Source organism: Streptomyces sp. NPDC001606 (assembly GCF_053596835.1).
The window spans coordinates 98,424-122,808 of record NZ_JBSFHC010000006.1 but is presented as its reverse complement, the minus strand read 5'-3'; the positions used below and the strand labels follow the sequence as shown (position 1 = coordinate 122,808).

The 24,385-nt window shown below is 73.3% G+C and carries 25 protein-coding genes and 1 pseudogene; 16 read left to right on the top strand and 10 right to left on the bottom strand.

What is annotated here, in order from left to right; all coding sequences use genetic code 11:
• The first annotated feature begins 26 nt into the window (after nucleotides 1-26).
• From crcB (ACWCV9_RS13930) to ACWCV9_RS13890, 9 genes are all read left to right on the top strand, one after another.
• A complete protein-coding gene (gene crcB, locus ACWCV9_RS13930) occupies nucleotides 27-488 on the top strand; it encodes a fluoride efflux transporter CrcB (protein WP_450786441.1) in 462 nt (153 codons plus the stop codon).
• Between the two features lie 70 nt (nucleotides 489-558).
• On the top strand, nucleotides 559-933 hold the full coding sequence (gene crcB, locus ACWCV9_RS13925) for a fluoride efflux transporter CrcB (RefSeq protein WP_450786440.1): 375 nt from the start codon (nucleotides 559-561) through the stop codon (nucleotides 931-933).
• 75 nt (nucleotides 934-1,008) lie between these two features.
• Complete coding sequence (locus ACWCV9_RS13920) at nucleotides 1,009-1,845, top strand: undecaprenyl-diphosphate phosphatase (RefSeq protein ID WP_450786438.1); 837 nt, start codon at nucleotides 1,009-1,011, stop codon at nucleotides 1,843-1,845.
• A 170-nt stretch (nucleotides 1,846-2,015) separates the two neighbouring features.
• Complete coding sequence (locus ACWCV9_RS13915; protein WP_385841357.1) at nucleotides 2,016-2,696, top strand: FadR/GntR family transcriptional regulator; 681 nt, start codon at nucleotides 2,016-2,018, stop codon at nucleotides 2,694-2,696.
• The gene (locus ACWCV9_RS13910) at nucleotides 2,693-4,132 is read left to right on the top strand and encodes an amino acid permease (protein WP_450786436.1); all 1,440 of its coding nucleotides are present in this window, start codon (nucleotides 2,693-2,695) and stop codon (nucleotides 4,130-4,132) included. Before ACWCV9_RS13915 ends, ACWCV9_RS13910 begins: the two co-directional genes overlap by 4 nt.
• Nucleotides 4,133-4,173: 41 nt before the next feature.
• The gene (locus ACWCV9_RS13905) at nucleotides 4,174-5,190 is read left to right on the top strand and encodes an asparaginase (protein WP_450786434.1); all 1,017 of its coding nucleotides are present in this window, start codon (nucleotides 4,174-4,176) and stop codon (nucleotides 5,188-5,190) included.
• A 109-nt stretch (nucleotides 5,191-5,299) separates the two neighbouring features.
• Nucleotides 5,300-6,238, top strand: coding sequence for a glutaminase (locus tag ACWCV9_RS13900; protein ID WP_385841246.1), 939 nt, complete (start codon nucleotides 5,300-5,302; stop codon nucleotides 6,236-6,238).
• Between the two features lie 261 nt (nucleotides 6,239-6,499).
• Nucleotides 6,500-7,903 carry a polyprenol phosphomannose-dependent alpha 1,6 mannosyltransferase MptB gene (gene mptB / locus ACWCV9_RS13895; RefSeq protein ID WP_450786433.1) on the top strand — a complete coding sequence of 468 codons (1,404 nt, stop codon included), beginning with the start codon at nucleotides 6,500-6,502 and terminating at the stop codon, nucleotides 7,901-7,903.
• Between the two features lie 5 nt (nucleotides 7,904-7,908).
• Nucleotides 7,909-9,285, top strand: a complete 1,377-nt coding sequence (locus ACWCV9_RS13890; RefSeq protein WP_450786896.1) for a glycosyltransferase family 87 protein — start codon at nucleotides 7,909-7,911, stop codon at nucleotides 9,283-9,285.
• 59 nt (nucleotides 9,286-9,344) lie between these two features.
• Here the strand turns inward: ACWCV9_RS13890 and ACWCV9_RS13885 are convergent.
• Nucleotides 9,345-10,175 (bottom strand): annotated as a pseudogene (locus tag ACWCV9_RS13885) (D-alanyl-D-alanine carboxypeptidase family protein); the annotation flags it as partial.
• 88 nt (nucleotides 10,176-10,263) lie between these two features.
• Nucleotides 10,264-11,415: a transcription termination factor Rho gene (gene rho, locus ACWCV9_RS13880; protein WP_450786431.1), complete on the bottom strand. Its 1,152-nt coding sequence runs from the start codon at nucleotides 11,413-11,415 to the stop codon at nucleotides 10,264-10,266.
• A 364-nt stretch (nucleotides 11,416-11,779) separates the two neighbouring features.
• On the opposite strand from rho, the gene ACWCV9_RS13875 reads away from it, so the two are divergent.
• From ACWCV9_RS13875 to ACWCV9_RS13860, 4 genes are all read left to right on the top strand, one after another.
• A complete protein-coding gene (locus tag ACWCV9_RS13875; protein ID WP_450786430.1) occupies nucleotides 11,780-11,998 on the top strand; it encodes a hypothetical protein in 219 nt (72 codons plus the stop codon).
• A gap of 59 nt (nucleotides 11,999-12,057) precedes the next feature.
• Complete coding sequence (locus tag ACWCV9_RS13870; protein ID WP_450786429.1) at nucleotides 12,058-12,648, top strand: RNA polymerase sigma factor; 591 nt, start codon at nucleotides 12,058-12,060, stop codon at nucleotides 12,646-12,648.
• Nucleotides 12,645-14,117 carry a hypothetical protein gene (locus tag ACWCV9_RS13865; protein WP_450786427.1) on the top strand — a complete coding sequence of 491 codons (1,473 nt, stop codon included), beginning with the start codon at nucleotides 12,645-12,647 and terminating at the stop codon, nucleotides 14,115-14,117. The genes ACWCV9_RS13870 and ACWCV9_RS13865 overlap by 4 nt, the downstream gene beginning before the upstream one ends.
• Nucleotides 14,118-14,283: 166 nt before the next feature.
• Entirely contained in the window at nucleotides 14,284-15,183 is a 900-nt protein-coding gene (locus ACWCV9_RS13860; protein ID WP_385841239.1) for a hypothetical protein, read from the top strand.
• A gap of 58 nt (nucleotides 15,184-15,241) precedes the next feature.
• On the opposite strand, the gene ACWCV9_RS13855 is transcribed toward ACWCV9_RS13860, so the two are convergent.
• On the bottom strand, nucleotides 15,242-15,640 hold the full coding sequence (locus tag ACWCV9_RS13855) for a nuclear transport factor 2 family protein (protein WP_450786425.1): 399 nt from the start codon (nucleotides 15,638-15,640) through the stop codon (nucleotides 15,242-15,244).
• 72 nt (nucleotides 15,641-15,712) lie between these two features.
• Between ACWCV9_RS13855 and ACWCV9_RS13850 the strand changes: the two genes are divergently transcribed.
• Together ACWCV9_RS13850 and ACWCV9_RS13845 are read left to right on the top strand one after the other, a co-directional pair.
• On the top strand, nucleotides 15,713-16,276 hold the full coding sequence (locus tag ACWCV9_RS13850) for a PadR family transcriptional regulator (protein WP_450786423.1): 564 nt from the start codon (nucleotides 15,713-15,715) through the stop codon (nucleotides 16,274-16,276).
• A 3-nt stretch (nucleotides 16,277-16,279) separates the two neighbouring features.
• Complete coding sequence (locus ACWCV9_RS13845; protein ID WP_450786421.1) at nucleotides 16,280-17,035, top strand: class I SAM-dependent methyltransferase; 756 nt, start codon at nucleotides 16,280-16,282, stop codon at nucleotides 17,033-17,035.
• Here ACWCV9_RS13845 and ACWCV9_RS13840 read toward each other — a convergent pair.
• The 6 genes from ACWCV9_RS13840 to ACWCV9_RS13815 all read right to left on the bottom strand — a co-directional run bounded on the left by ACWCV9_RS13840 (nucleotide 17,005) and on the right by ACWCV9_RS13815 (nucleotide 21,724).
• Nucleotides 17,005-17,748: a GntR family transcriptional regulator gene (locus tag ACWCV9_RS13840; protein ID WP_450786420.1), complete on the bottom strand. Its 744-nt coding sequence runs from the start codon at nucleotides 17,746-17,748 to the stop codon at nucleotides 17,005-17,007. The two genes, ACWCV9_RS13845 and ACWCV9_RS13840, sit on opposite strands and share 31 nt — an antisense overlap.
• A gap of 148 nt (nucleotides 17,749-17,896) precedes the next feature.
• Nucleotides 17,897-18,865 carry an acetylxylan esterase gene (locus tag ACWCV9_RS13835; protein ID WP_450786418.1) on the bottom strand — a complete coding sequence of 323 codons (969 nt, stop codon included), beginning with the start codon at nucleotides 18,863-18,865 and terminating at the stop codon, nucleotides 17,897-17,899.
• Nucleotides 18,866-19,059: 194 nt separating this feature from the next.
• On the bottom strand, nucleotides 19,060-19,644 hold the full coding sequence (locus ACWCV9_RS13830) for an Rv1733c family protein (protein ID WP_450786416.1): 585 nt from the start codon (nucleotides 19,642-19,644) through the stop codon (nucleotides 19,060-19,062).
• Between the two features lie 215 nt (nucleotides 19,645-19,859).
• Nucleotides 19,860-20,639: a ferredoxin reductase gene (locus ACWCV9_RS13825; protein WP_450786414.1), complete on the bottom strand. Its 780-nt coding sequence runs from the start codon at nucleotides 20,637-20,639 to the stop codon at nucleotides 19,860-19,862.
• On the bottom strand, nucleotides 20,632-21,237 hold the full coding sequence (locus ACWCV9_RS13820) for a sulfite oxidase-like oxidoreductase (RefSeq protein WP_450786412.1): 606 nt from the start codon (nucleotides 21,235-21,237) through the stop codon (nucleotides 20,632-20,634). Before ACWCV9_RS13820 ends, ACWCV9_RS13825 begins: the two co-directional genes overlap by 8 nt.
• 46 nt (nucleotides 21,238-21,283) lie before the next feature.
• The gene (locus ACWCV9_RS13815; RefSeq protein WP_450786410.1) at nucleotides 21,284-21,724 is read right to left on the bottom strand and encodes a MarR family winged helix-turn-helix transcriptional regulator; all 441 of its coding nucleotides are present in this window, start codon (nucleotides 21,722-21,724) and stop codon (nucleotides 21,284-21,286) included.
• Between the two features lie 83 nt (nucleotides 21,725-21,807).
• Between ACWCV9_RS13815 and ACWCV9_RS13810 the strand changes: the two genes are divergently transcribed.
• Nucleotides 21,808-22,893 carry a hypothetical protein gene (locus ACWCV9_RS13810; protein WP_450786408.1) on the top strand — a complete coding sequence of 362 codons (1,086 nt, stop codon included), beginning with the start codon at nucleotides 21,808-21,810 and terminating at the stop codon, nucleotides 22,891-22,893.
• Between the two features lie 64 nt (nucleotides 22,894-22,957).
• Here ACWCV9_RS13810 and ACWCV9_RS13805 read toward each other — a convergent pair whose 3' ends face one another.
• Nucleotides 22,958-24,247, bottom strand: a complete 1,290-nt coding sequence (locus ACWCV9_RS13805; protein WP_450786894.1) for a vWA domain-containing protein — start codon at nucleotides 24,245-24,247, stop codon at nucleotides 22,958-22,960.
• Nucleotides 24,248-24,385 lie beyond the last annotated feature (138 nt).

Here is a 24,385-nt window from a genome sequence, read left to right as displayed (position 1 = left end):
GCGGGCCGAACAGGAGACGTACCAGCATGACAGCCCCGCAAGCCGAGAGTGTGGGCGCCCGCCCGGAGCCACGGCGGCGGTCCGCATGGCGTGCCCAGGCGCCCGTCGTCGCGGTGGTGGCCGTCGGCGGCGCCGTCGGTGCGTCCGCCCGCTACGGGCTCGCCCAGGCCTGGCCGACGCCGCCGGGAACCTTCCCCTGGGCCACGTTCGTGACCAATGTCATCGGCTGCGCCGTGATCGGCGTGTTCATGGTCCTCATCACCGAGGTGTGGGCCGCCCACCGCCTGGTCCGCCCCTTCTTCGGCACCGGCGTCCTCGGCGGCTTCACCACCTTCTCCACCTACGCCGTCGACATCCGCACGCTGGTCGACGCCGGCCGCGCCGGGACCGGGCTGGCCTATCTCGCGGCCACCCCGCTCGCGGCCCTCGCCGCGGTGTGGCTGGCCTCGGCCGCGGCCCGCCGGATGCTCGCCGGGGGGCGGGGATGACGCCCCGGAGCGGCCGCGCCGACCAGGCGACGAAACAGGGTGAAAAGGACATGAAGCGTAAGAGGTCGTTGTGAACTGGCTGCTGGTCATCGGGGGAGCCGTGATCGGCGCGCCCCTGCGCTATCTCACCGACCGCGCGGTGCAGGCCCGGCACGACTCGCTCTTCCCCTGGGGCACCTTCCTCGTGAACGTCGTCGGCTGTCTGGTCCTCGGCCTGGTCACCGGCGCCGTCTCCGCCGGGGCCGCGGGTCCCCATCTGCGCCTGCTGCTCGGCACCGGCCTGTGCGGGGCGCTGACGACGTACTCGACCTTCTCCTACGAGACCCTGCGCCTCGCCGAGGCCGGCTCCGGACGCTACGCCGCCGTCAACGTCGTGGCCAGCCTCCTGGCCGGCCTGACCGCGGCCTTTACCGGCGTCTCACTCGCCGGAGCGCTCTGGGGCTAGGCGCTTGCCGCGCCCGGCCGCCCGGCAAGTACCGTCTACGGCAGTGTCGACCACCTTTCCCCAGAACTGGATGCCATGAGCGCCATCTCCGTCGGTCAGTCCGTCGTCCTTGGAGTCGTCGAGGGGCTCACCGAGTTCCTCCCCGTGTCCTCCACCGGCCATCTCAAGATCACCGAGGGGCTCATGGGCATCCCGGTGGACGACAAGTCCGTCGTCGGGTTCTCCGCCGTCATCCAGGTCGGCGCCATCGCCGCCGTACTGCTGTACTTCTTCAAGGACATCAGGCGGATCGTCACCGCCTGGTTCCGCGGGCTGACCAACAAGGACGAGCGCTACCACCACGACTACAAGTTCGCCTGGTGGGTCATCGCCGCCACCATCCCGATCGTGGTCGTGGGCCTGGCGGCAAAGCCGCTGATCGAGGGGCCGCTCGCCTCGCTGTGGGTGGTGGGCGGTTCGCTGATCGCCGGGTCGGTGGTGATGTGGTGCGCGGACCAGATGGGCCGGCACAAGCGCGGTGAGGACGACACGTCCTTCAAGGACGCGATGTGGGTCGGCTGCTCGCAGATCCTCGCGCTGCTCTTCCCCGGCTTCTCCCGCTCCGGCGCCACCATGTCCACCGCGCTCATCCTGGACCTGGACCGGGTCGCCGCCACCCGGCTGTCCTTCTTCCTCGGCATCCCGGCCCTGACCGGCGCCGGCATCTACGAGCTGAAGGACGCCCTCGGCGCGGGCGTGGGCGCCGTCCCGCTGGCCGTCGGCACCGTGGTGTCCTTCGTCGTCGCCTACGCCTCCATCGCCTGGCTGCTGAAGTTCGTCGCCAAGCACTCCTTCAACGCCTTCGTGATCTACCGGATCATCGCCGGCCTGGCGATCCTCGGCCTCTGCGCGGCCGGCGTGGTCAGCGCCTGAACCGGCCCTGCCGATCACCCGGGGTGCGGATGCCTGCATTCAGGCGCCGCACCCCGTGAATGTTTCCTTACTTGATGTCTTGACAGTGCCTGCCCGCAACCCGCAGGATCGCATCCGTGAACCTGTCAGACAGCCAGACAGGTGGTCCGGCCCCGCGGCGCGTCAGCGCCATGGAAGCGGTACTCGGCCACCTCCGCGGCGCCATCGAACGCGGCGAGTACGCCATCGGTGACAAGCTCCCTTCCGAGGCCGAGCTGTGCCGCACCCTCGAGGTGTCCCGGCCCGTGCTGCGCGAGGCGCTGCGCGCCCTCCAGACGATGGGCCTCACGGTCTCCAGGACCGGCAAGGGCACCTTCGTCGTCGCGACCGCCGTCGAGGACCCCACCTTCGGCGACTACGCGGCCAGCGATCTGCTGGAGGTGCGCCGGCACATCGAGATCCCGGTGGCCGGCTACGCGGCCCTGCGCCGCACCCCGGAGAACCTGGACCACCTGGCCCACCTCCTCGACCGCATGGAGCGGGAGACGGACACCACCGCGTGGGTCGCGATGGACACCCTCTTCCACCTCGCCGTGGCCGAGGCCGCCCAGAACCCGGTGTTCCGCCGGGTCATCGAGGAGATCCGCGACGCACTGGCGCGTCAGTCGGCCTTCCTCAACGAGCTGGGCGGGCGCCGTGAGCAGTCCAACCGCGAGCACCGGGCGATCGTCGAAGCGCTGGCCGACGGTTCCGAAGACGACGCGGTGGCGGCGATGAGCCACCACCTGGACCGCGTCGAGACGACCCTCACCGACATCGTGCGCCCCCAGCGGACGCACGACCTCCCCACGGAAGGCGGACCCGAGGCGTGAGCGAGCAGCACCTCAAAGACGAGACGCGCCCCTCGTCCGGCCATGTCGACGCCGGAGACGCGGGCTACAGCAAAGGCCTGAAGCACCGGCACGTCAACATGATCGCCATCGGCGGAGCCATAGGCACCGGCCTCTTCCTCGGCGCGGGCGGCAGGCTCGCCGACGCCGGGCCCTCCCTCTTCATCGCCTACGCCGTCTGCGGCGTCTTCGCCTTCCTGGTCGTACGGGCCCTCGGCGAACTCGTCCTGTACCGCCCGTCCTCCGGCGCCTTCGTGTCGTACGCCCGGGAGTTCCTGGGCGAGAAGGGCGCCTACACCGCGGGCTGGATGTACTTCCTCAACTGGGCGACCACCGGCATCGCCGACATCACCGCCGTCGCCACCTACACCCACTACTGGGGCATGTTCTCCGACATCCCGCAGTGGGTGATCGCGCTCATCGCCCTGGCCGTCGTGCTCACCGTGAACCTGATCTCGGTGAAGATCTTCGGCGAACTGGAGTTCTGGTTCGCGATCGTCAAGGTGAGCGCGCTCGTCGTCTTCATGGTGATCGGCATCTTCCTGCTGGTCACCCAGCACCCGGTCGCGGGCCACCACCCCGGTCCGGCCCTGATCACCGACAACGGCGGCGTCTTCCCCAACGGCCTGCTGCCCATGCTGCTGATCATCCAGGGCGTCGTCTTCGCCTACGCCTCCGTCGAGCTGGTCGGCGTCGCCGCCGGTGAGACCGAGAACCCCGAGAAGATCATGCCGAAGGCGATCAACTCGATCATGTGGCGGGTGGGCCTGTTCTACGTCGGCTCCGTCGTCCTGCTGTCGATGCTCATGCCCTGGAACAAGTACAGCGCCGCCGAGAGCCCCTTCGTGACGGTCCTGTCGCACATCGGCATCCCCGCGGCCGGCGACGTGATGAACCTGGTCGTGCTGACCGCGGCCATGTCCTCGCTCAACTCCGGCCTCTACTCCACCGGCCGCATCCTGCGCTCCATGGCGATGAGCGGCTCGGCCCCGAAGTTCACCGGGCGGATGAGCCGCAGCCAGGTCCCCTACGGCGGAATCCTGCTCACCAGCGGTATCTGTGTCCTCGGCGTGGGCCTCAACTACGTCGTCCCCGCCGACGCGTTCGAGATCGTCCTCAACTTCGCGGCGATCGGCATCCTCGCGACCTGGGGCATGATCATGATCTGTCACCTGCTCTTCTGGAAGAAGACCCAGAAGGGCGAGCTGACCCGGCCGTCGTACCGGCTGCCGGGCTCCCCCTGGACCGAGATCGTGACGCTGGGCTTCCTCGCCTCCGTCCTGGTCCTCATGTACGCCGACGGCGGCGCCGGACGCACCACCGTGCTCTGTCTGCCGCTGATCGTCGCAGCGCTGGTCGCGGGCTGGTACGCCGTCCGCGCCCGGACAGCGCGCACGTCCACCGGCGCCGACGCGTGACCCGCCCACCGGCGCTCTCCAACCCATCGATGCAGGCAGTGATGTACAGCAGTTCCCCCGCCGACGCGCCCGTCGTCCGCGAACCCCTCCACGCCCCGGTCGCCCACCTCATCCGCGGCGGGGTCGTCGAGGGCATCCACTACGGCTCGGTCGTCGTCCTCGGCGCCGACGGCCAGGTGCAGTTCCAGCTCGGCGACATCGAGGCGGCCTTCTACCCGCGCTCGGCGGTCAAACCCCTCCAGGCCGTGGCCATGGTGCGGGCGGGGCTGCCGCTCGACGGCGAGCTGCTGTCACTGGCCGCCGCGAGCCACTCCGGCGAGGAGCGCCACCTCGCCGGCACCCGGCGCATCCTGGAACTCGCCGGGCTCGCCGAGGACGACCTGCGCAACGTCCCCGACATGCCGTTCGACCCGGTCGTCCGGGACGCCTGGGTCCGCGAGGGCCGGCTGCCCTCGCGGCTCGCCCAGAACTGCTCCGGCAAGCACGCGGCCATGCTGTGGACCGCCCACCTCAACGGCTGGTCCCTCGGCGACTACCTCGACCCGAAGCACCCGCTCCAGCAGGCCATCGCCGAGATCGTCGAGGACCTGACCGGACAGCGCGTCGCCCGGGTCACCGTGGACGGCTGCGGCGCGCCGCTGTTCTCCATCTCCCTGCACGGCCTCGCCCGCGCCGTGTCCCGGATCGTGTCGGCCGCGCCCGGCACGCCCGAGGCCCGGGTCGCCGACGCGATGCGCGAGCACGCCGAGATGGCCTCCGGCACCGGGCGGGACGTGGCCGCGCTGATGCGGGCGGTGCCCGGACTGCTCGCCAAGGACGGCTTCGAGGGCGTCCAGGTGGCCGCGCTCCCCGACGGGCGCGCCATCGCGGTGAAGATCGCCGACGGCGCCAACCGCGCCCGCATCCCGGTGGCGGCCGCCGCGCTCGCGCGCGCGGGCGTCGACCCGGCACTGCTCACCGAGTTCGCGGGGGAGCCGCTGCTGGGCGGGGGCGAGCCGGTGGGCTGTGTGCGGGCCGTGCGGGCGCTGGACCCGGTCCCGGTCAGCGCTTGCGCATAGCTGCGCTGAGAGCCCCGCGCGCCTCGGCGGGCGGGGCTCGTCTGACCTGCGGTAACGAGCGGATATCGGCCCTGTCGCGAGTGGGCTCCGGGGCCGGTCCGGAGGCACAATGGTGATCATGACAATGACGTCGTCCCTCACCTTCCTGCCGGTCCTGGAGCGCATCGCCGAGGAGATGGACCGCACACCGGGCCGTGGCCGTCCCGCCGACTACATACCGGCCCTCGCCGCCTGCGACCCGCGCAGCTTCGGCATGGCGGTCGCCGAGCTGGACGGCACCGTCTACGGGGTGGGGGAGTGGCGCCAGCCCTTCTCCGCGCAGTCCATCACCAAGGTCTTCACCCTCGCCCTGGATCTGGCCCGCGAGGGCGACGAGCTCTGGGAGCACGTGGGCCGCGAGCCCTCCGGCAACCCGTTCAACTCGCTGGTGCAGCTGGAGTACGAGAACGGCATTCCGCGGAATCCTTTCATCAACGCGGGCGCGCTGGTGGTCACCGACCGCCTCCAGACCCGTACCGGCGACGCGGCGGGCGAGCTGCTGGCCTTCCTCCGCGCCGAGAGCGGCAACCCGGGGCTGGACTTCGACAAGGACGTCGCCGCCTCCGAGACCGCCCACGGCGACCGCAACGCCGCCCTCGCCCATTTCATGGCGTCCTACGGCAACATCGACAACGACGTGCCGACCCTGCTCGACCAGTACTTCCGGCAGTGCTCCGTCGCCGCCTCCTGCGCCGACCTGGCGCTTGCCACCACCTTCCTGGCCCGGCACGGCATCCGCGCCGACGGCAGCCGGCTGCTCACCCGCAGCCAGGCCAAGCAGGTCAACGCGGTCATGCTGACCTGCGGCACCTACGACGCCGCGGGTGACTTCGCCTACCGGGTCGGCCTGCCCGGCAAGAGCGGGGTCGGCGGCGGGATCATCGCGGTCGTACCGGGCCGGTGCACGCTGTGCGTGTGGAGCCCCGGCCTGGACGAACGCGGCAACTCGGTCGCCGGAGTGGCGGCCCTGGACCGCTTCACCACCCTGACGGGCCTGTCGGTGTTCTGACCCGGGACGCCTCCGCAGATCCACCTGCCGCGTCACACCCTCGTCGTCGCCCTCGAAGTAGCGCCAGAGCTCCAGGTCGTCGTCGTACCCACGGATCCACGTCGGCCTACGGCCACGCCGGCGCAGGACCCGGCCACGAAGGCGCCGCCACGCCGCAGCAGGGCCGGGCCGGGTCGCCCACCATGCACCGGCCACCCCGCGGCCCCCGTCCGGAGAGCTGCGCGTCGCCTCCCGGTCACCCCGCGTTGCCACGCTGCCCCGGTGTGGGCCAAGGCATTCCCCGTCGACCTCCGCCGCTGCCGGCTGCTGGGACTGGCCGGCACCGGCTGTCTCGCGCTGGGCGGTGAGACGGCCGGTGCGCTGCCGGTCGAGGACCTGCTGGACCCCGCCTCGGCCCGGGCCGCGCTCGGCCTGGTCGGGGTGTACTTCGGCGTCGTCCTGCTGACCGCGGCCTGGGTGCTGCTGGGCCGGCTGGTCCGCGGCCCCCGGCCGCCCGGCCCGCGCGCCCTGCTGCTGGTGCTCGCCGTCTGGGCGGCCCCGCTGCTGCTCGCCCCGCCGCTGTTCAGCCGGGACGTCTACAGCTACCTGGCGCAGGGCGCCATGGTCGACGCCCATCTGGACGTCTACACCCACGGCCCCGCCCAGCTGGGCGGCCCGCTCGCCGACGAGGTGGCCCCGATGTGGCGGCACACCGGCGCCCCGTACGGCCCCGCCTTCCTGGCCCTGGCCTCCGCGCTGTCCGCTCTCACCCACGGCCGGCTGCCCGCCGGTCTGCTCGGCATGCGGCTGCTCGCCCTCGCCGGAGTGGCGCTCATGGCCCTCGCGCTGCCCCGCCTGGCCCGGCACAGCGGCGCCGACCCCTCCGCCGCGCTGTGGCTCGGCGCCCTCAATCCGCTCGTGCTGCTGCACCTGGTCGCGGGCGCCCACAACGACGCCCTGATGCTCGGCCTGCTCGGGCTCGGCCTGGTCGCCGCGCGGGGCCGCAGACCCGTGGCCGGCGCCGTGCTCGTCACCCTGGCCGCCCTGGTCAAGGCGCCCGCCGCGCTCGGCCTGCTCGCGGTCGTGGCCCTCCGGGTGCGCGCCGGGCGCCGCCCGCTGCCCGCCGTGCTCACCACAGCGGCCGCCGCCGCGGTGACCACCGTCGCCGCCACGGCCGTGGCCGGCACCGGCTACGGCTGGATCGGCGCCCTGAGCACCCCCGTCTCCCCGCACAACTGGGCCCTGACCAGCCTGCTCGGCCGCGCCACCGGCGCCCTGCTCAGCCACCTCGGCAGCGGCCTCGCCCCGCTGGCGGTCCCCGCCTGGCAACTGCTCGGCCTCGCCGCCACCGCCGTCGCCGTCGCCCTGATATGGCTGCGGCTGCGCCCTCGCCCGGTGTACGCGCTGGGGCTCAGCCTGCTGACCGTCGCCGTGTTCGGCCCGGCGCTGCGCCCCTGGTACGTGCTGTGGGGCCTGTTCCTCATCGCCGCCGCCGCGCCCAGCACCCCGGTACGGCACCGGGGTGCCGCCCTGGCCGGTGTCCTCGCCCTCGCCGTGCTGCCCAGCGGCGGCCCGGCCGACACCGGGCAGCTGCTGCTCGCGGTCTCCGGCGGGGCGCTCGGTCTCGTCGTGCTCTGGCAGGCCCACCAGGCGGCCCAGGCGCCGGCCCCGGGACGTACCGCGTGATCCGGCTGCCGCAGCCCCGCACCGAGCGGGGCCGTCTGCTGCTCGTGCTCGTCCTGGCCGCCGCGGTGACCGCCTTCACGGCGACCGTCCCGCTGCTGCGCGGCTTCTTCGACCTGCGGGTCTACTACGGGACCGTGCACACCTGGGTGGCGCACGGCGGCCGGATCTACGACTACCACGTGCCCGGCACGTCGTACGGCTTCACCTACCCGCCGTTCGCCGCGCTCGCCATGCTGCCGCTGGCCCCGCTCGGCCGCACCGCCGCCGTCGCGGTCTCCCTGCTGCTGAACCTCGCCGCGCTGGCGGCCGTCCTGGGGATCCTCGCCGGCCCGGACCGGCGCCGCTACGGCTGGTTCCGCTGGGCGCTGGCGCTATGTCTGCTCGCGCTGTTCGAGCCGTTGCGGGACACCGTGAGCTTCGGCCAGGTCAACCTGGTCCTGCTCGCGCTCGTCCTCGGCGACGCCTGGCTGATGGCGGCCGGCCGGGACCGCTGGGCGGGCGCCGGGATCGGGCTCGCCGCCGCGGTGAAGCTGACGCCCGCGCTGTTCATCGGGCTGCTGCTGCTCGCCGGGCGCCGGCGTGCCGCCGCCACCGCCGTGGCCGTCGCCGCCGCGGCGACCGGGCTGGCCGCCTGGGCGGACCCCGGGGCGTCCCGGTACTACTGGACCGACGCGCTCTGGCAGACCGGCCGGGTCGGCCGCCTCGACTACGTCTCGAACCAGTCCCTCCAGGGCGTGCTGGCCCGCCTCGGCGAGACCGGCCGCCCGATGTGGGCGACGGCGGTTCTGCTCACCCTGTGCGTCTGGGCCTGGCGGAGTCGCCGGGCGGCCCGGGCCGGCGACTGGGCGGCGGCCTTCGCGCTCACCGGGGCGGCGGCCTGCCTGGTCAGCCCGATCACCTGGGTGCACCACCTGGTGTGGCTGCTGCCCAGCTTCGCCGTCCTGCTGCGCACCGGCCACCGGCGCGTCGCGGCGGCCCTGTACGCGGTGCTGTGCACCAGCGTGGTCTGGCTGTGGGTGGACGGCGCCGCCGGGCCGGGCGGCTTCCTCGGCGGCAACGCCTACACCTGGATCACCCTGGGTCTGCTGCTCGGCCTGCCGGCCGGTCAGTCGCGCGCAGCCCTCCTGGCCCGCCGCGCCACCGCCACCGCGCCCGCTCCGAGCCCGGCGACGCCGAGGCCGACGCCGATGCCCGGCCAGCCCGGGTCCTCGTCCCGCGCCGCCGAGGTGGCCGCCGCGACCGGTACGGCCGGGGCGGCCGGCCGGGACACCGGCCGCAGCGCGTCCAGCGAGCCCACCGGATCCACCCGGCCCGCCGCCGAGAAGCCCCAGTCGAGCAGCGCGCGGGCCTCCTCGTACACCGTGAAGCCGCCGCCGGCCTGAGGGTTGAGCACCGTCACCACCAGGGTGCGCCCGCCCCGGCGCGCCGCCGCCACGAGCGTGTTGCCCGCATTGCTGGTGTAGCCGTTCTTGACCCCGATCAGCCCCGGGTACGGTGCCACGCCGTCCTCGCCGGTCAGCAGCCGGTTGGTGTTCTCGATCCCGTACGACGACCCGTCGCCGGGGAACCGGGCGGAGGCGGTCGAGCAGTACCGGGCGAAGTCGGGGTTGCGCAGCCCCTCCCGCCCGAAGACGGCGAGGTCGTAGGCGGAGGAGACCTGGTCCGGGGCGTCGTAGCCGTCCGGGGACTCCACATGGGTGTCCAGGGCGCCGAGCGAGCGTGCCTTCTGCTGCATCCGCCGGGCGGTGACCTCCCAGCCGCCGCCCAGCGAGGCCAGCACATGCACGGCGTCGTTGCCGGAGCTGAGGAAGACCCCGCGCCACAGGTCGGCCACCTGGTAGCTGTGCCCCTCCTCGACCCCGACCAGGCTGCTGCCCGGGCCGACGTCCGCCAGTTCCTCGTAGCGCACGGTGTGCTGGAGCCCGCTCGGCAGCCGGGGCAGCACGGTGAGGGCGAACAGGGTCTTCAGCGTGCTCGCGGGCGGCAGTCTGCGGTGGGCGTCGGCCGCCGCCAGCACCTCCCCGCTGTCCGCGTCGGCGACCAGCCAGGACAGCGCCGAGACGTCCGGCAGCTCGGGCACGCCCCGGTGCGGCCGGACCTGGACGCCGGAGCGGTAGAGCAGGGAGGGGCCGGGCGTGGCCGCCCGGGGCGCGGGCGGCGCGGGATCCCCGGCGCGGCGGCCCGCGGCGGCGGCCGGGGCGAGCGCCAGCACACCTGCCACACAGAGGGAGCAGGCCGTCGTAGCCGCCCTGGAAGAAAGTCCGGTGATCATGTGATCAACGTAGGAACCGGGAGGGGTGGGTGCCGCGCCGGGCGGGCCGTTCGGCCCACAGGAGCAACCCGGACGACGCACCCGGCCCTCAGCCGCCGGGGAGGGTCGGCCGGACGTGCCGCAGGAACGCGGCGTTGTCCGGGGTGGCGCGCAGCCGCTCCAGGAGGGTTTCCACGGCGGCCGGTCCGCCCTCGCGCGAGCGCAGCGCCCGGCGCAGCCCGCGTACGGCCGTCAACTCGCCCGGGGAGAACAGGAGTTCCTCGCGCCGGGTGCCCGTGGTGTCCAGGTCGACGGCCGGGAACACCCGGCGTCCGGCCAGCTCCCGGTCCAGCCGCAGCTCCATGTTGCCCGTGCTCTTCAGCTCCTCGAAGAAGTAGCCGTCGGCACGCGAGCCGGTGTCCACCAGCACGCTGGCGAGGATGGTGAGCGAGCCGCCCTCCTCGGCCTGGCGGGCGGCGCCGAAGAACCGCTTGGGGCCGAGCAGCGCGCCCGCGTCGACACCGCCGCTCAGGGTGCGGCCGCCGGCGGCGGAGGCGTTGTTGTGGGCCCGGCACAGCCGGGTCAGCGAGTCCAGCAGGACGACGACGTCCTCGCCGGCCTCGACCAGGCGCTTCGCCCGCTCGATCACCAGCTCGGCGAGGGCGATGTGCTCCTTCGCCGACCGGTCGAAGGTGGAGGCGTACACCTCGCCGCGTACCGATCGGCGCATCTCGGTGACCTCCTCGGGCCGCTCGTCCAGCAGCAGCACCATCAGCCGGCACTCGGGATGGTTGCCCGCCACGGCGGCCGCGAACTGCTGGAGCAGTACCGTCTTGCCGCTCTTCGGCGGGGCCACGACCAGGCCCCGCTGGCCCTTGCCGACCGGGGCGAAAAGATCGGTGACGCGTCCGGCGAGCCCGGCCGCCGGGTGTTCCAGGCGCAGGCGCGTGTGCGGGTGGAGCGGGGTGAGATCGCCGAAGCGCCGTCGGGCGCGGAGGTCCGCGGGGGCCCGTCCCTCGACGCGGGCGATCTCCGTCAGGGCGCGCTGGGGGCCGCGGACACCCTCGACGAGGTCGCCCCTGCGCAGCCCGTACCGGCGGATCAGCGCCGGCGGGACCTGCGGGTCGGCGGGCGAGGGCAGGAGGCTCGCGGCGGCCCTCAGCCACCCCTTGCCCTGGGTGTCGACATCGAGGACGCCCGCGACGATCGGGGCGGCCGCGGCCTGCGCGCCCGCGGGACGGTGTTCGAGTGTGGTGGTCATGGTGGCTGGTCCTTTCACGGACGGAAGCAAGCAGGGGGGAAGCGGGGAGAAGGGGGAAGCGGCCGCGAGCGGGAGGCATGACTGTGCCTCCGGGCGGCGGGAACGGCCCCTGGACAGGCATGGAAGCCCTGGTCACGAGGGGTGTTGATCAGAAGCCCGGGCCGGTCGTAAGCCTCGGCCGAGGGGCTGATGGAGAAGAAAGCAGCACCGGTGCCCGTACGACGGGGCACGCACATGCGCTGATCGCACTATACCGGTGACTCCGTGTCCGTCAACAGGCCGCCGCCCGCATCCATTCCCGCGGCCGTACCGCCCGCCGCCGCTTCCCTTTGCACGCTTTCGCGGTCGCAGCGCACTGAGGGGTATGAGCGAATCATCGACGCCGTCGCGGGACGCCTCCGCGGCAGAGCACGGGCCGACGGCGGAACTCCCGGGCCGTACGGGCGAGTTCGTCGCAGTGCTGCACGCGGTGCCGGGGGTCACGATCGCGGTCTACGCGGCAACCCGCTCCGCCCTGCTGACCGTTGCTACCCTCGCGGTCGCCGCACTGCTGGGCCGGGGCTGGATCAGGCGTGGCCGGTAGGCCGCCCCGGCGGCGAACGACTCGGCTCGGCATGTGTCACTGGATCGGAGACCCCGCACTTGTCTCTCACCGACCCGCTTCCGGACCGCTTCGCGGCCTTCTGCCGGCGGGACCTTCCGCGCCTGGTGCGCCATCTGAGGATGTCCGGGTACGACCAGGACCTGGCCGAGGACGCGGCGCAGGAGGCCATGATCGCGCTGCTCGAGGTGTGGGGGACCGGGCGCGTGGCCGATCCCGGGGCCTGGGTGCGCTGTGTGGCCGGGCGCAAGGCCGCCGCGGCGGTGCGCAGGGAGCGCAGGCTCCGCGAGCTGCACGGCCAGGCGGCGCTGGAGCTGGAGCTGTCGGTCCCCGCCGATCACGGCGACGAGGGCGCGATCGGTACCACGCTGCGCTACCTTCGCGTGCTGCCGCCGATGCAGCGGTGGGTCATGGCGTGGCTCTACGACGGCTACAAGTCGGCGGAGATCGCCGAGCACACCGGCCAGACGCCCGCGACCGTCAGATCGCACATCCGGCATGCGCGCCGCTCCTTGCGGCCGCTGTGGGAAGCCGAGAACGCCGAGACCGCCGGGGACACCGAGCGCGCCGGGAACACCGGCAACGCCGGGCACGCCGGGAACGCCGAGAGCAAGGAGGCCGACGGCCGATGAACGAGTCGGACCTGGCCGACGCGGCCGCCTTCGAGGGCTGGATCCGCCGGACGGCCGATCAGCTCGCCGGCACGGTGCTCCCGGAAGAGCGGCTGACGGAGATGATGACCGCGATCCGGGCCGCCGCCGAGAAGCAGGCGGGCAGCGCCGGGCACGCCTTCGAGCAGGTGCTGGAGCGCACCGGCACCGACACCTTCGTCGCGTTCCGTGCGCTGGTGAGCAGGGTCAACCCCGAGGCGTCCAGGGCCCGCAGGCCGGCCGACCTCTACGGGGTGCAGGTCTTCGACGGGCTCGCACAGGACGAGGGTCGCCCGGGTGCCGGCGGGCAGCGGCGCGGCCACCTGACGGTCGTGCGCGACGAGCCACCTCCCGCCCCGGACCTCCGCCTGGCATCGACCGCGGTCGCCGACCTGCTGATGGGCACCCACCTCTACGGCGACCGGGGGGTGGCGCTCCGGGAGCTCTACCAGAACGCGGTCGACGCCTGCCGTTACCGCCGGGCACGCTACGAGTACCTGGCCCGCGCCCGGGGAGTCACCCGCGCCTACGACCCCGAGATCACCTTCACCCAGGGGCGCGATGACGCCGGGCGGCCGTTCGTGGAGTGCGTCGACAACGGCGTCGGCATGGGCGAGGAAGAGCTGCGGAACCTGTTCTCGCGGGCCGGGGCGAGATTCGTGGAGTCGGCCGGGTTCCGGGCGGAGTCGGCCAACTGGCAGCGGTGCGTCCCGCCGGTCGTCCTGCACCACAACAGCCGCTTCGGCATCGGCGTGCTCAGCTACTTCATGCTGGCCGAGGAGGTCGAGGTGACGACGTGTCCGATGGACCGGCACGGCGAGAGCGGCCCGGAGCTGAGACTCGCCGCCGACGGCCGCGGTTCGGCCTACCGCATCGTCCGCGCGCGGGAGCGCGGGGAACCGGGGACACGGGTCCGGCTGCTGCTGGACGAGCCGACGGCCTGCGGCGAGCCGTCCCTGGCGGCGGCGCTGGACCGGGTGCTGGGCATCGCGGCCGTCCCCACCTCCTTCCGCCACGGGGACGACGTCACCTCCGTGTGGACACCCGGTGAGTTCCGCGGCGCGCGGGCCGCCGGGTGGACGGTTCCGTGTCTGGGCGGCCGGGTCCTGTGGTGCGAGGACGGTGGAGCGCTGCTCGTCGACGGCCTGGTCACGGAGGCCGAACTCGACCGCGGGCTCGCCGCGGACCCGGCCGGCGGAACGCTGCGCGGCGCGGTGGTCGATCTGCCGGCCACCACACCCGGGCTGGTGCTGTCGGTGGACCGCAGGCGGGTGGTGAGCGAGGTGTCGGCCACCGTCGAAGCACTGTTGAGCCAGGCGGCCGGCGAACTGGTGGCCGCTCGGGCGGAGTTGGTGACGGCGACATGGCTGGAGCGCACGGAACGGCAGAGTCCGGCGGTGGCGGCCGTCGTGCGGGACGCTCTGGCCCGGCGGTCCGGCACGTCCGGATGAGTCCTCGTGCACAATGGCGGGCCGGGGCGCCGGCCGGGACCGGCCGCCCCGGCCCGTACCGGGCAGGCGGGCGGTCGTGTCATGGATCCGTACCACATGTCCCCAGACCATAACGATCCCGGACTTCCGGGGACTTTACGCGTCGGCCATGCACTATCTTCGGGACATGTCCACGCCACCACAGCCCCCGCAGCCGGCCGGTCAGCAGCCTCCGCAGCCGCAGCAGCCCGCGCCGCAGCCGGGTGTCCCGGCCCAGCCGACGGCCTACCCCTACCCGAACCCGCAGTCGCCGCCGCCGGGGAACTTCTACGCACAGCCCACTCTGGTCGGCCAGCCCGGCCCGGTCCCCCCGGGTCAGCCGCAGGCGCAGCCGGGCAACCCCTATGCCCAGCAGCCCCAGTTCGGCCCGGTGCCCGTCCCTCCGCCCGGTGGCGGCGGCAGCGGCGGGGCCGGGAAGGCGGTGCTGTGGGCGGTCGTGGGCGCGGTGGTCGCCTCCGTCGCGTGGGCCGGCGGGGTCTTCCTCCTCGGCAAGGGCGACAGCGCCGACCTGCGCGGCTACAAGGCGCCCGGCAACCTGTGCACCGCCGGCGACTACTCGTCCTTCAAGAGCGAGTACCCGGAGGACGACTCCAAGCCGACCAAGTCGAACCTCAAGGACCCGGCCCTTGAGGAGAGTTATTGCAGCCTGGGGCTGAAGAAGAGCGGTTCGACGTACTCGGACGCCTATCTGTCGATGCAGCTCGACCTGCACAAGAAGACCGACCCCGGGCCGGAGTTCACCGCGACCTGGAAGAAGTACGGCGACAGCCACAGCGGTTACCACGTCACCACCGTCGACGGCATAGGCGACGAGGCCTACCTCGTGGTGTGGGACACCACCAAGAACTCCTCCTCCGGCTCCCGGTACGTCACCCTCGCCGTACGCGAGGGCTGGACGACGTACCAGATGGGCTACAGCGCCTACCTCAGCTCCTACGACCAGGACAAGAACCCGCCCGCGCTCAGCGACGTGGAGGACTGGCTGAAGAAGGACACCAAGTCGACGCTGGACCAGCTGAAGGGCTGACGGACGGCATCGGACCGGGCCGGACCTCCGCGACGGGGCCGGCCCGGTGGCGCGCCGCTCAGACGGACCGCGCCCGCGCCTCCTGCGCGATCTGCTCGAACCGCGCTCCCATGGCTGCCGCCAGCGCCTGCGCGCCGGACAGCGGGCGGACCATGACCATCAGGTCGTCGATCAGGCCGTCCTCGTTCACATGCAGGATGTCGCAGCCGGTCAGCTCGCGGTCGCCGACCCGGGTGGTGAAGACCAGCACATGGTCGGAGCCGGCCGGGTCGCCGATCTCCCGGACGTACCGGAAGTCCTCGAAGACCTGGACCACCCCGCGCAGGATCGCCGCGGTGATCGCCTTGCCCGGGTACGGCTTGAAGACCGCCGGGCTGCTGAAGACGACGTCCTCGGCCAGCAGCGCCTCGACCGCGTCCATGTCCCCGGCCTCCACGGCCTCGCGGAACGCACGCATCCGCCCACCTCGCATACTCAATTATTTGAATAGGTGCGGGTGAGACTAATCAACGGCTGTTAGCCTGTCCACATGTCGCTCAAGTACGCCGTTCTGGCCGCCCTGCTGGAGGGCGAGGCCTCGGGTTACGAGCTGTCCAAGGTGTTCGACGTCTCCCTCGCCAACTTCTGGCCCGCCACCCCGCAGCAGCTCTACCGCGAACTGGAGCGACTCGCCCAGGACGGCCTGGTGCAGGCCCGCACCGTGCGCCAGGAACGCCGGCCCGACAAGCGCATGTTCACCCTCACCGAGGCCGGCCGCACCGAGCTGAAGACCTTCGCGGCCGCACCCCCGAAGCGGCCCACCGCGATCCGCGACGAGGTCCTCATCAAGATCCAGGCCATGGACGACGGCGACCCGGAGGCCACCCGGGCCCTGATCGAGGAGCGCAGGGGCTGGGCGCGCGGCAAACTGGACCGCTACCGGCGCGTCCGCGAGCGCCTGCTCGCCGGGCGTACCGAGGAGGAGTACCTGCGCACCGCCGACCGCGTCGGCCCGTATCTCACCCTGATGGCCGGGATCTCCTTCGAGGAGGAGAACCTGCGCTGGTGCGAACGGGCGCTCGCGGTCGTGCGGCAGCGGGTGGACCTGGGCTGAGCGATGTTCGGTCCCGAAGGCCCCCGGCTGCGCGAGCTGGCCGTGCAGGCGCTGTCGTCCGTCGAGCGCGGTTACGACCTGCTCGCCCCCAAGTTCGATCACACCCCGTTCCGCACCCCGGACGCGGTGCTGGAGTCCGTCGCGCGGGCCCTCGCCCCGCTCGGTCCCTTCACGGACGGCCTCGACCTGTGCTGCGGCACCGGGGCCGGCACCCGGATGCTGACCGGGCTGTGCCGGGGCAGCGTCACCGGGGTCGACTTCAGCGCCGGCATGCTCGACGTCGCCCGGCGACGGGTCACCGGCCCGGCCGGCGGGCCCGGCCTCGCCTGGGTGCGCGGCGACGCCCGTGCCCTGCCGTTCACCGCCGCCTTCGATCTCGTGGTCAGCTTCGGGGCGTTCGGGCACTTCCTGCCCCGGGAGCTGCCGGGCCTGTTCGGCCAGGTCCACTCGGTACTGCGGCCCGGCGGCCGGTTCGCCTTCCCGGTGCTCGCCCCGCCCCGCCCCTGGCACCCCGCCGCCTGGATGCTGCTCGGCTTCGACGCGGTGATGCGGGTGCGCAACGCGCTGTGGCGGCCGCCGTTCGTCATGTACTACCGGGCCTTCCGGCTCGGCGACGTGTGCCGCGAGCTGACGCGCGCCGGTTTCACCGTCGAACTGCGCACCCTGCCCGGACTCGGCCCGCGGGCCGACGGCGGCCCGCGGGCCCGGCTGCTGGTGGCGAGCGCCGGTCAGCCCGCGGCGGGCAGCATGAACTCGTAGACCAGTTCGTCCTGGTGGGCGTCGACCACGAGATCGGTGATCTCCAGTGGACGGGCGTACTGGTCGTGCACCCGCCGGGTCACCCGGACCGCGGCAGCCGCGCCCGACTGGCTGATGGTGTCCCGGTGGTGCAGGGTCAGACCGGCCTTGCGCATCCAGTCGTAGGCCCGCCGCAGCTGCGCGGGGGTGGCCCCGTCCGCCCGGTCCCGGTAGCGGGCCAGCTCGGCCACCTCCGCCAGGGCCACCGCGGAGAACGACGTCACGGCCGTGCGCAGAGTGCGGCCGTCCGGCGCGGCCGACCGGTAGCGGTGCACCAGCGTCGGCCGGTGCGGGGCCAGGCCCAGCGCCCGCGCGTGCTCCGGCGGCGGTGTCTCCCAGGTCACCGTGGCCCGGTCGACGGCACACGGGTGCGCGGGCCGGGCGCCGACCGGGAAGGTCGGCGACCACGGCGCTCCCACGGGTCGGCCGGACAGCGTGGCATGGCTGCCCCGCCGGTCGGTGGCGACCAGACCGCCGCGGCGCAGCATGTCGAGCGCCTGCCGGACGGTCTCCCGGCTGACACCGAAGTGCGCCGCCAGGTGCCGTTCGCCCGGCAGGCGTTCACCCGGCGGGATGGTTCCGTCGCGCAGTTCGTCGAGCAGCAGCGTCGCGACCTGCGCATAGCGCGGGAGGTCCGCGTGCCGGGGGAGAGCGAGGGGGGTGGTGCGGGCCATGCCGCGCCTCCTGTTGGTGACCAGACGTAGCCGTGCGGGCTCATTGCGCGACCACACTTAGCATTGGTCTAAACCACAAGGGAAGGGCTGCCCGGCGGTTCGGCCGAAACCCGACCGCGTGCTCCCGGCCGCCGCCCAGGCTGCGGACTCAGGCGTACGAGCGCAGCCAGCGCAGCTTCGCCGCCTCCTGGAAGGGGCCGCCGCCCTCGTGGTCGTTGAAGTCGTACACCTCGATCGCCTTGTCCTCGTGCGCCCAGGCGTTGAACGCGGCGAACACCGTCGACGGCGGGCAGGTCTGGTCCTCCAGGGCCGCCGAGAACAGCGCCGGCGCCCGGCCGCGGGCCGCGAAGTGGACCCCGTCGAAGTACGACAGCGTGCGCTGCACCTCCGCCGCGCGGCCGCGGTGGGTCTTGAGGAACAGGCCTATCTCCCGGTACGGGTGACGGTCCGTCGAAACCGTCGCGCGCGGGAAGTCGCACAGGAACGGCACGTCCGGCGCGATCGCGGCCAGATCGGGCACCAGACCGCCCACGGCGATGGTGATGCCACCGCCCTGGCTCCCGCCGGTCGCCACCGTCCGCGCCGCGTCGGTCAGCGGGTGCGACCGGGCCGCCTCCACCGCGCGCACGGCGTCCGTGAACACACGGCGGTAGTAGTAGTTCTCCGGCGCGTCGATGCCGCGCGTCATGAACCCCGGGTACGCCGGTGCGGCACCCACCGGGTCCGCCGTGCCGCCGCCACCGCCCCAGGCGCTGCCCTGTCCCCGGGTGTCCATGATGAAGTGCGCCCGGCCGGTCGACGCCCACAGCAGGTTCTCGTGCGGCAGCCCGCGGCCGCCGCCGTACCCGATGAACTCCACGACCAGCGGCAGCGGTTCGGAGGCACCGGCCGGCAGCTTCAGCCAGCCCTTGACGGGGTGGCCGCCGAACCCGGCGAACGTCACGTCGTACACCTCGACCGTGGACAGTCCGGTCTCCACCCGCTCGAAGCGGGCGTCCAGTTCGTGCTCGCGCGCCTGCTGGAGCGTCTTGTCCCAGAAGGCGTCGAAGTCCTCGGGCTCGGTGGACTCGCTGCGGTACTCGCGGAGTTCCTCGAGGGAAAGGTCGAACAGGGCCATCGGCAACCGCCTTTGTGAAGAAGAGCGTGTCGGCTCACCGTACGCGGGTGATCGGATCACTGGCCAGGCCCAGGCCGAGTCATCGGTGCGCCCGTACGACGGTTGCGGTGCTGGTCCGTGGGTGAGTAAGCGCTTGCTGAGCGAAGGTGTTCGGTGCTCCGGGCAAGGGGGAGTGGTCGGGTGATTCGGGTGGGTCAGGTCCGCGGCTGGGTCCACTTCGGTCCGGTGCGCGCCCACTCCCGCTCCCACTCGGCCAGCCGGTGGCGCAGGGCGATCCGGCGCTCGACCGCGTGGCCGAGGAGGACCACGCCGGCCGCGCCGCCCGCCGCGCACAGACCGACGGAGACCGCGTGCTGCCACACCGCCGCGTCCCCCGGCGGAGGCGGAACGCTGCGGCCCTGGGCGTCGAACCACACGGCGACCACGTCCCCGGTCCGGCTCCCCGCCGGCACCCGGGCCCAGGTGGTGCGGGTGCCCTTGCCGGGCTCGGACCAGCGCACCTCGGCGCGGTAGGGGCGGGCCCGGTCGCCCTCGGTCGCGGACAGTCGCTGCGGCGGGTCGCCGACCACCGTGGCCCGCACCCGGTGCCGCTCGGCCCGCTGGGTCGCCGCGGCCGACGCGGCCTGGTCATGAGCGCGCAGACCCACGGCGACGCCTACCAGGGGCGCCACCACGAACAGCAGGACGGCGACGATCAGCACGGTCCACGCCTCCACGACGTCCGACCGGCGCCGCAGCGGATTGCTCCGCCAGCGCCAGCCATGCATCCGGGTCCGCATGTCCACCTCCGTGCCATCGCCGCGGCGGGAGCGGCGGACGGGCCGGTTCACCGGCCCGTCCGGTCGCACAGCCGTGCACGAGCATCCACACCCGTCTCGTACCCCGTACGGCGCACCTCGCGCACATCCGGAACCGCGACTTCGGGCCCTTTGGAGCGCGGGGGGCGGTATGCGCCCGGCGCTCGCGCGGCCCGCTCGGCGGTGCGACCCGGCGCTCAGCCGAAGCGCTCGATGCGGATCCGCTCGACCGGCTGGCCCGCCGCCACCAGCAGCCGTGAGGCGTGTTCGGCGAAGCCGTTGGAGCCGCACACATAGGCCTCCCATCCATGCGCGGGCTGCTCGGCCAGGAGCGGCGCCACATGTGCGGCCGTCATACGTCCCACCCCCACACCGGGCGGGGCGCTGCGGGTGAACACGGGGGTCGTCTCCGCGCCCAGCTCGCGGGCGTAGATCAGCTCCTCCGGGCCGCGCGCCGACACCAGCATCCGCAGCGGCACGCTCAGGCCGCGCGCCCGGTGGTGGCGCACCATCGACATCAGCGGTACGACCCCCGAGCCGGCGCCCAGCAGCAGCGCGGGCCGGTCGCCCGGCCAGGCGAAGAAGCCGCTCAGCGGGCCGCGCACCTGCACCGTGTCCCCGGGCCGGGCCACCGTGTGGAACCAGCCGGAGACCTCGCCGCCCGGCACGTGGTCCAGGGTCAGCTCCAGGTGCCCGGAGTCGTCCGGCGCGGACGCGATCGAGTAGTGGCGCTGCGCCGTGTACCCGTCCGCCGCGGTCAGCCGCAGCATCAGATGCTGCCCGGGCAGATGCCCGGCCCACCCGGGCACCGCCAGCCGGAAGGTGGCCGTGCGCGGTGTCTCGCGCCGGATCTCCGTCAGGGTGGCCGGCTGCCACGTCGTCGCCGTGCTCGTGCTCACCGCGATGCGGTCGGGCACGGCGAACCGTGTCGCGGGGCCGCTCGGGGCGGCCGGGGGTGTCGTCGTCGGATCAGTCACCGGAGTACCGCTGCTCCTCCCACGGGTTGCCGCGTGCGTGGTAGCCGTTGCGCTCCCAGAAGCCCGGCTCGTCGTGGTCGAGGAGCGTGATGCCCGCGATCCACTTGGCGCTCTTCCAGAAGTAGAGGTGGGGCACCAGCAGCCGCGCCGGGCCGCCGTGCTCGGGCGCCAGCGGCGCGCCGTCGTACTCCCAGGCGATCCAGGCCCGGCCGCCGGTGAGGTCGGCGAGGGGCAGGTTCGCGGTGTAGCCGGTGTGCGAGTACGCGAGGGCATGTGTGGCGGACACATGGGGCCGGACCCTATGGAAGAAGGCGTCCAGCGACACGCCGCCGAACCGCACACCGAACTTCGACCAGCCGGTCACACAGTGGATGTCCCCGGTGTAGGCCGACGCCGGCAGGGTGTGCGCCTCCTCCCAGTCCCAGGTCCGTTCCTCCTCGACCAGGCCGTCGATGCGGAAGGACCAGTCGGTGGGATCGAGGTCGGGGGTGACCTCGGCGGACAGGACGGGCCAGTCGTCGCGCGCGTCGTACTGCCCCGGTGGCAGACCGGGGTTGTGGACGCGCGGACGGCCCGTGAAGCCTCGCGTGACGTTCATGGTTCAACCGTACGCTGCCGTTCCGGCTGCTCCGTCCCTGGTCGGATCAGCTCCGCCCGCCGGCGGGCGGGCCCGCGTTGTACCGCTCCAGATAGGCCGCGAAGCGGACCAGGTCCTCCTCCGGCCAGTCCGCGAGGCGCTCCTGGAAGGCGGCCCGGCGGCTGCGGGTGACCTGGGCCAGGATCTCCCGGCCGGCCGCGGTCAGGTGCAGCACGTGCACCCGGGCGTCCTCCGCGTCCGGCCGGCGCTCGATCAGTCCGGCCCGCTCCAGTGCCGCTACCTGCCGGCTCACCGTGGACTTGTCCAGGGCGTAGTGGGCCGCCAGGTCGGTGGCGCGGCAGCCGCCCTGCTCCTCCAGATGGCTGAGCAGGGTGTACGACACCAGGGACAGCTCGGGGTGCATACGGCCCGCCGAGGCCCGGGCCCGGCGGGCGAACATGGTCATCTCGCGCTGGATCGCCTCCACGGCCGACTCCGCTGCGCTCACGGGAATACCTCCTCCGGCGTTCTAGTTGTATAGTACAACTTGGACGGAAAGTTGTATAAGCCAACCTTTGGAGGTCGCGCGCGATGAGGTCACCGGCACTGCGCCATGTGCTGACGCACCTGATCACCCCGCTGCTGATGTGCATAGGCATGGGGCTCGCCTACATGGGGGCCTTTGTGACCCCTGAGCCGCACCACATGCCCGTCGCCGTCGTCGGCGCCGGACCGCAGGCGAAGGTGTTCGCCCAGACGGTCAAGGACACCGCGGGGGACAAGCTCGACGTCCGTACCGTCGCCACCCGCGCCGAGGCCGTCGACCTGCTCACCTCCCGAGATGTGACCGGCGCCTATGTGCCGAGCGCCAAGTCCCCCGAGCTGCTCGTCGCGAGCGCCGCCTCCGACATGGGGGCCACCGCCGTGGAGAAGGTCTTCACCCCGGTCGCCGCCAAGGAGGGCGTCCCGCTGAAGGTCACCGACGTGGCCGCCCCGGTCGCCGACGACCCCACCGGTCAGGGCCTGTTCTTCCTGCTGATCGCGCTCAGCATCGGCTCCTACGCCTCGGTCGCCGCCCTCGGCGCCGCCGGTGCCGCCCTGCCGATGCGGGTACGCGCACTGCTCGCGCTCGGTGTCTCCGCCGTGGTCAGCGGCATCGGCGCGCTGCTCGCCGGGCCGGTGTTCCACCTCGCGCACCACGACCTCGCGGGCGTGTGGGGCATGGCCTGGCTGTACTCGGCGGGCATCCTCTTCATCGGCGTCGGCCTGCACACCTTCCTGAAGCGGTGGACCACGCTGACCATGATGGTGCTGTTCGTGATGCTGAACTTCACGAGTTCCGGCGGCCTATTCCGACCCGAGCTCCAGAACGGCTTCTTCGGCACCCTGCACGCCTTCTGGAACGGCGCCGGTTTTGTCGAGGGCGTCCGCAGCCTGCTCTACTTCGGCAGCGATGGTCTCGCCCGCAACGCCTGGACCCTCGTGGTCTGGCTGCTCGTCGGCCTCGTGGTCACCGGGATCGCGGCCCTCTACGAGCGGCCCCGGCGAGCCCGGCATGCGGCCGGCCAGCTCCCGGCCGCGGCCGAGACCGCACCGGTAGCGGCCAGCACCCCCGCCGAGGAGACCGAGGAGGCCGAGGAGGCCGAGGAAGAGGTCGAGGAGACGGTCGGCGTCTGACCGAGCCCCGACGGAGACAGGGAGCGCACCGCTCGGAGACGGGCGGAGGCTCCCTGCCGGTCCGTCACCCCGGCGCCGACCCGATCCGCACCGCCCGTGCCCACGCCGGCGGCGCGGTCGGCTCGTCGTACGGGTCCTCCTCGCTCCAGCCCCCGGCGCGCGGGAACAACCCCACCACCGTCCGGCAGGGCGGCCGCTGCTCCGGCCAGGGGGTCTGCCCGTCGGTGAGGACCACCACCACATCGGGCCGCTCCCGCAGCGCCCGCGCGAACCCCGCCCGCAGATCGGTGCCGCCCCCGCCCACCAGCTCGATGCCCTCCGCCCGGCACAGCGGCTGCACGACCCGCGCCGCCGCATCGCACGACAGCACACCGACCAGGTCCCGCCGGCCACCCACGGCCCGGCCGATCGCGGCCACCTCCAGCAGCGCACTGCCGAGTTCCGCGTCGCTGACCGAGCCGGAGGTGTCGACCACCACGCAGACCCGCGGCGGCCTGCGCCGCAGGCTGGGCAGGACGACACCGGGCAGGCTCGCCGCACGCCGCGCCGGGCGGCCGTAGCTGTAGTCCTCGCCCGCACCTCCGCCCGAGGCCGCCGACCGGACGGCCGCACCCAGCAACTCCCGCCAGGGCAGCGGCGGATGGAACACCTCCTCGGCCCAGCGCCGCCACCCCTCCGGAGCGTTGCCCGGGCGGCCGTTGATGCCCTGCGCCACCCGGAAGCGGACGGCGTCCCGCTCCTGCTCGCTCAGCCCGTGGGCACCCTCGGGGCCGAGATCCCACTCCCGGGCGAGCCCGTCGGCACCGCTGCCGCAGTCCAGCCAGGCCAGCCCGTCCGGCATCGCGTCCAGCCGGATGTCCCGTAGATAGGCCTCCATCAACAGGCCCTCGGGCAGCCGCAGCCTCTCCGGGGTCACGGCGCCCGGGGGCCGTACCAGACCGTCGCCGAACACATCGTCGTTGATCTCGCAGTCCGCGGCGATGTTCATCCGCAGCCGGTCCCCGCGACCGGTCAGGCCCTCCTCACGTGCCAGCCGGTCACCTCGGCCGTGATGGTCGCGCAGCAGATGGGCGACCTCGTGCACCCACACTCCGGCCAGCTCCTCCACCGGCATCCGGTCCACGAACGCCGGCGACACATAGCACCGCCAGTGCCGGTCCACGGCCATCGTCGGCACCTGCCGTGACGCCACCGGGTGCAGCGCGAACAGTGCCGTGGCGAGGTAGGGCCGTACCCGGGCGGCGTACAGTCGCGCCGCGTACAGCTTGCCGACGTCGAGGACCGCCGCCGGATCCGGCACCCCGGCCGTCCCTGGCGAACGCTCCGTCAGGTGGTCCGGCGCGCCGGCCGTCATCGGCGATCTCTCCCCCATGGCGTCGGGCGTCCCCGCCGTCATGGCTGTGTCCGCCATCAGGGGCGTCCCCGTCGTCATCGGCGAACGCTCCGTCACGGGGTCTGGTGTCCTCGCCGTCCCGGGCGTCATGGCCGTCAC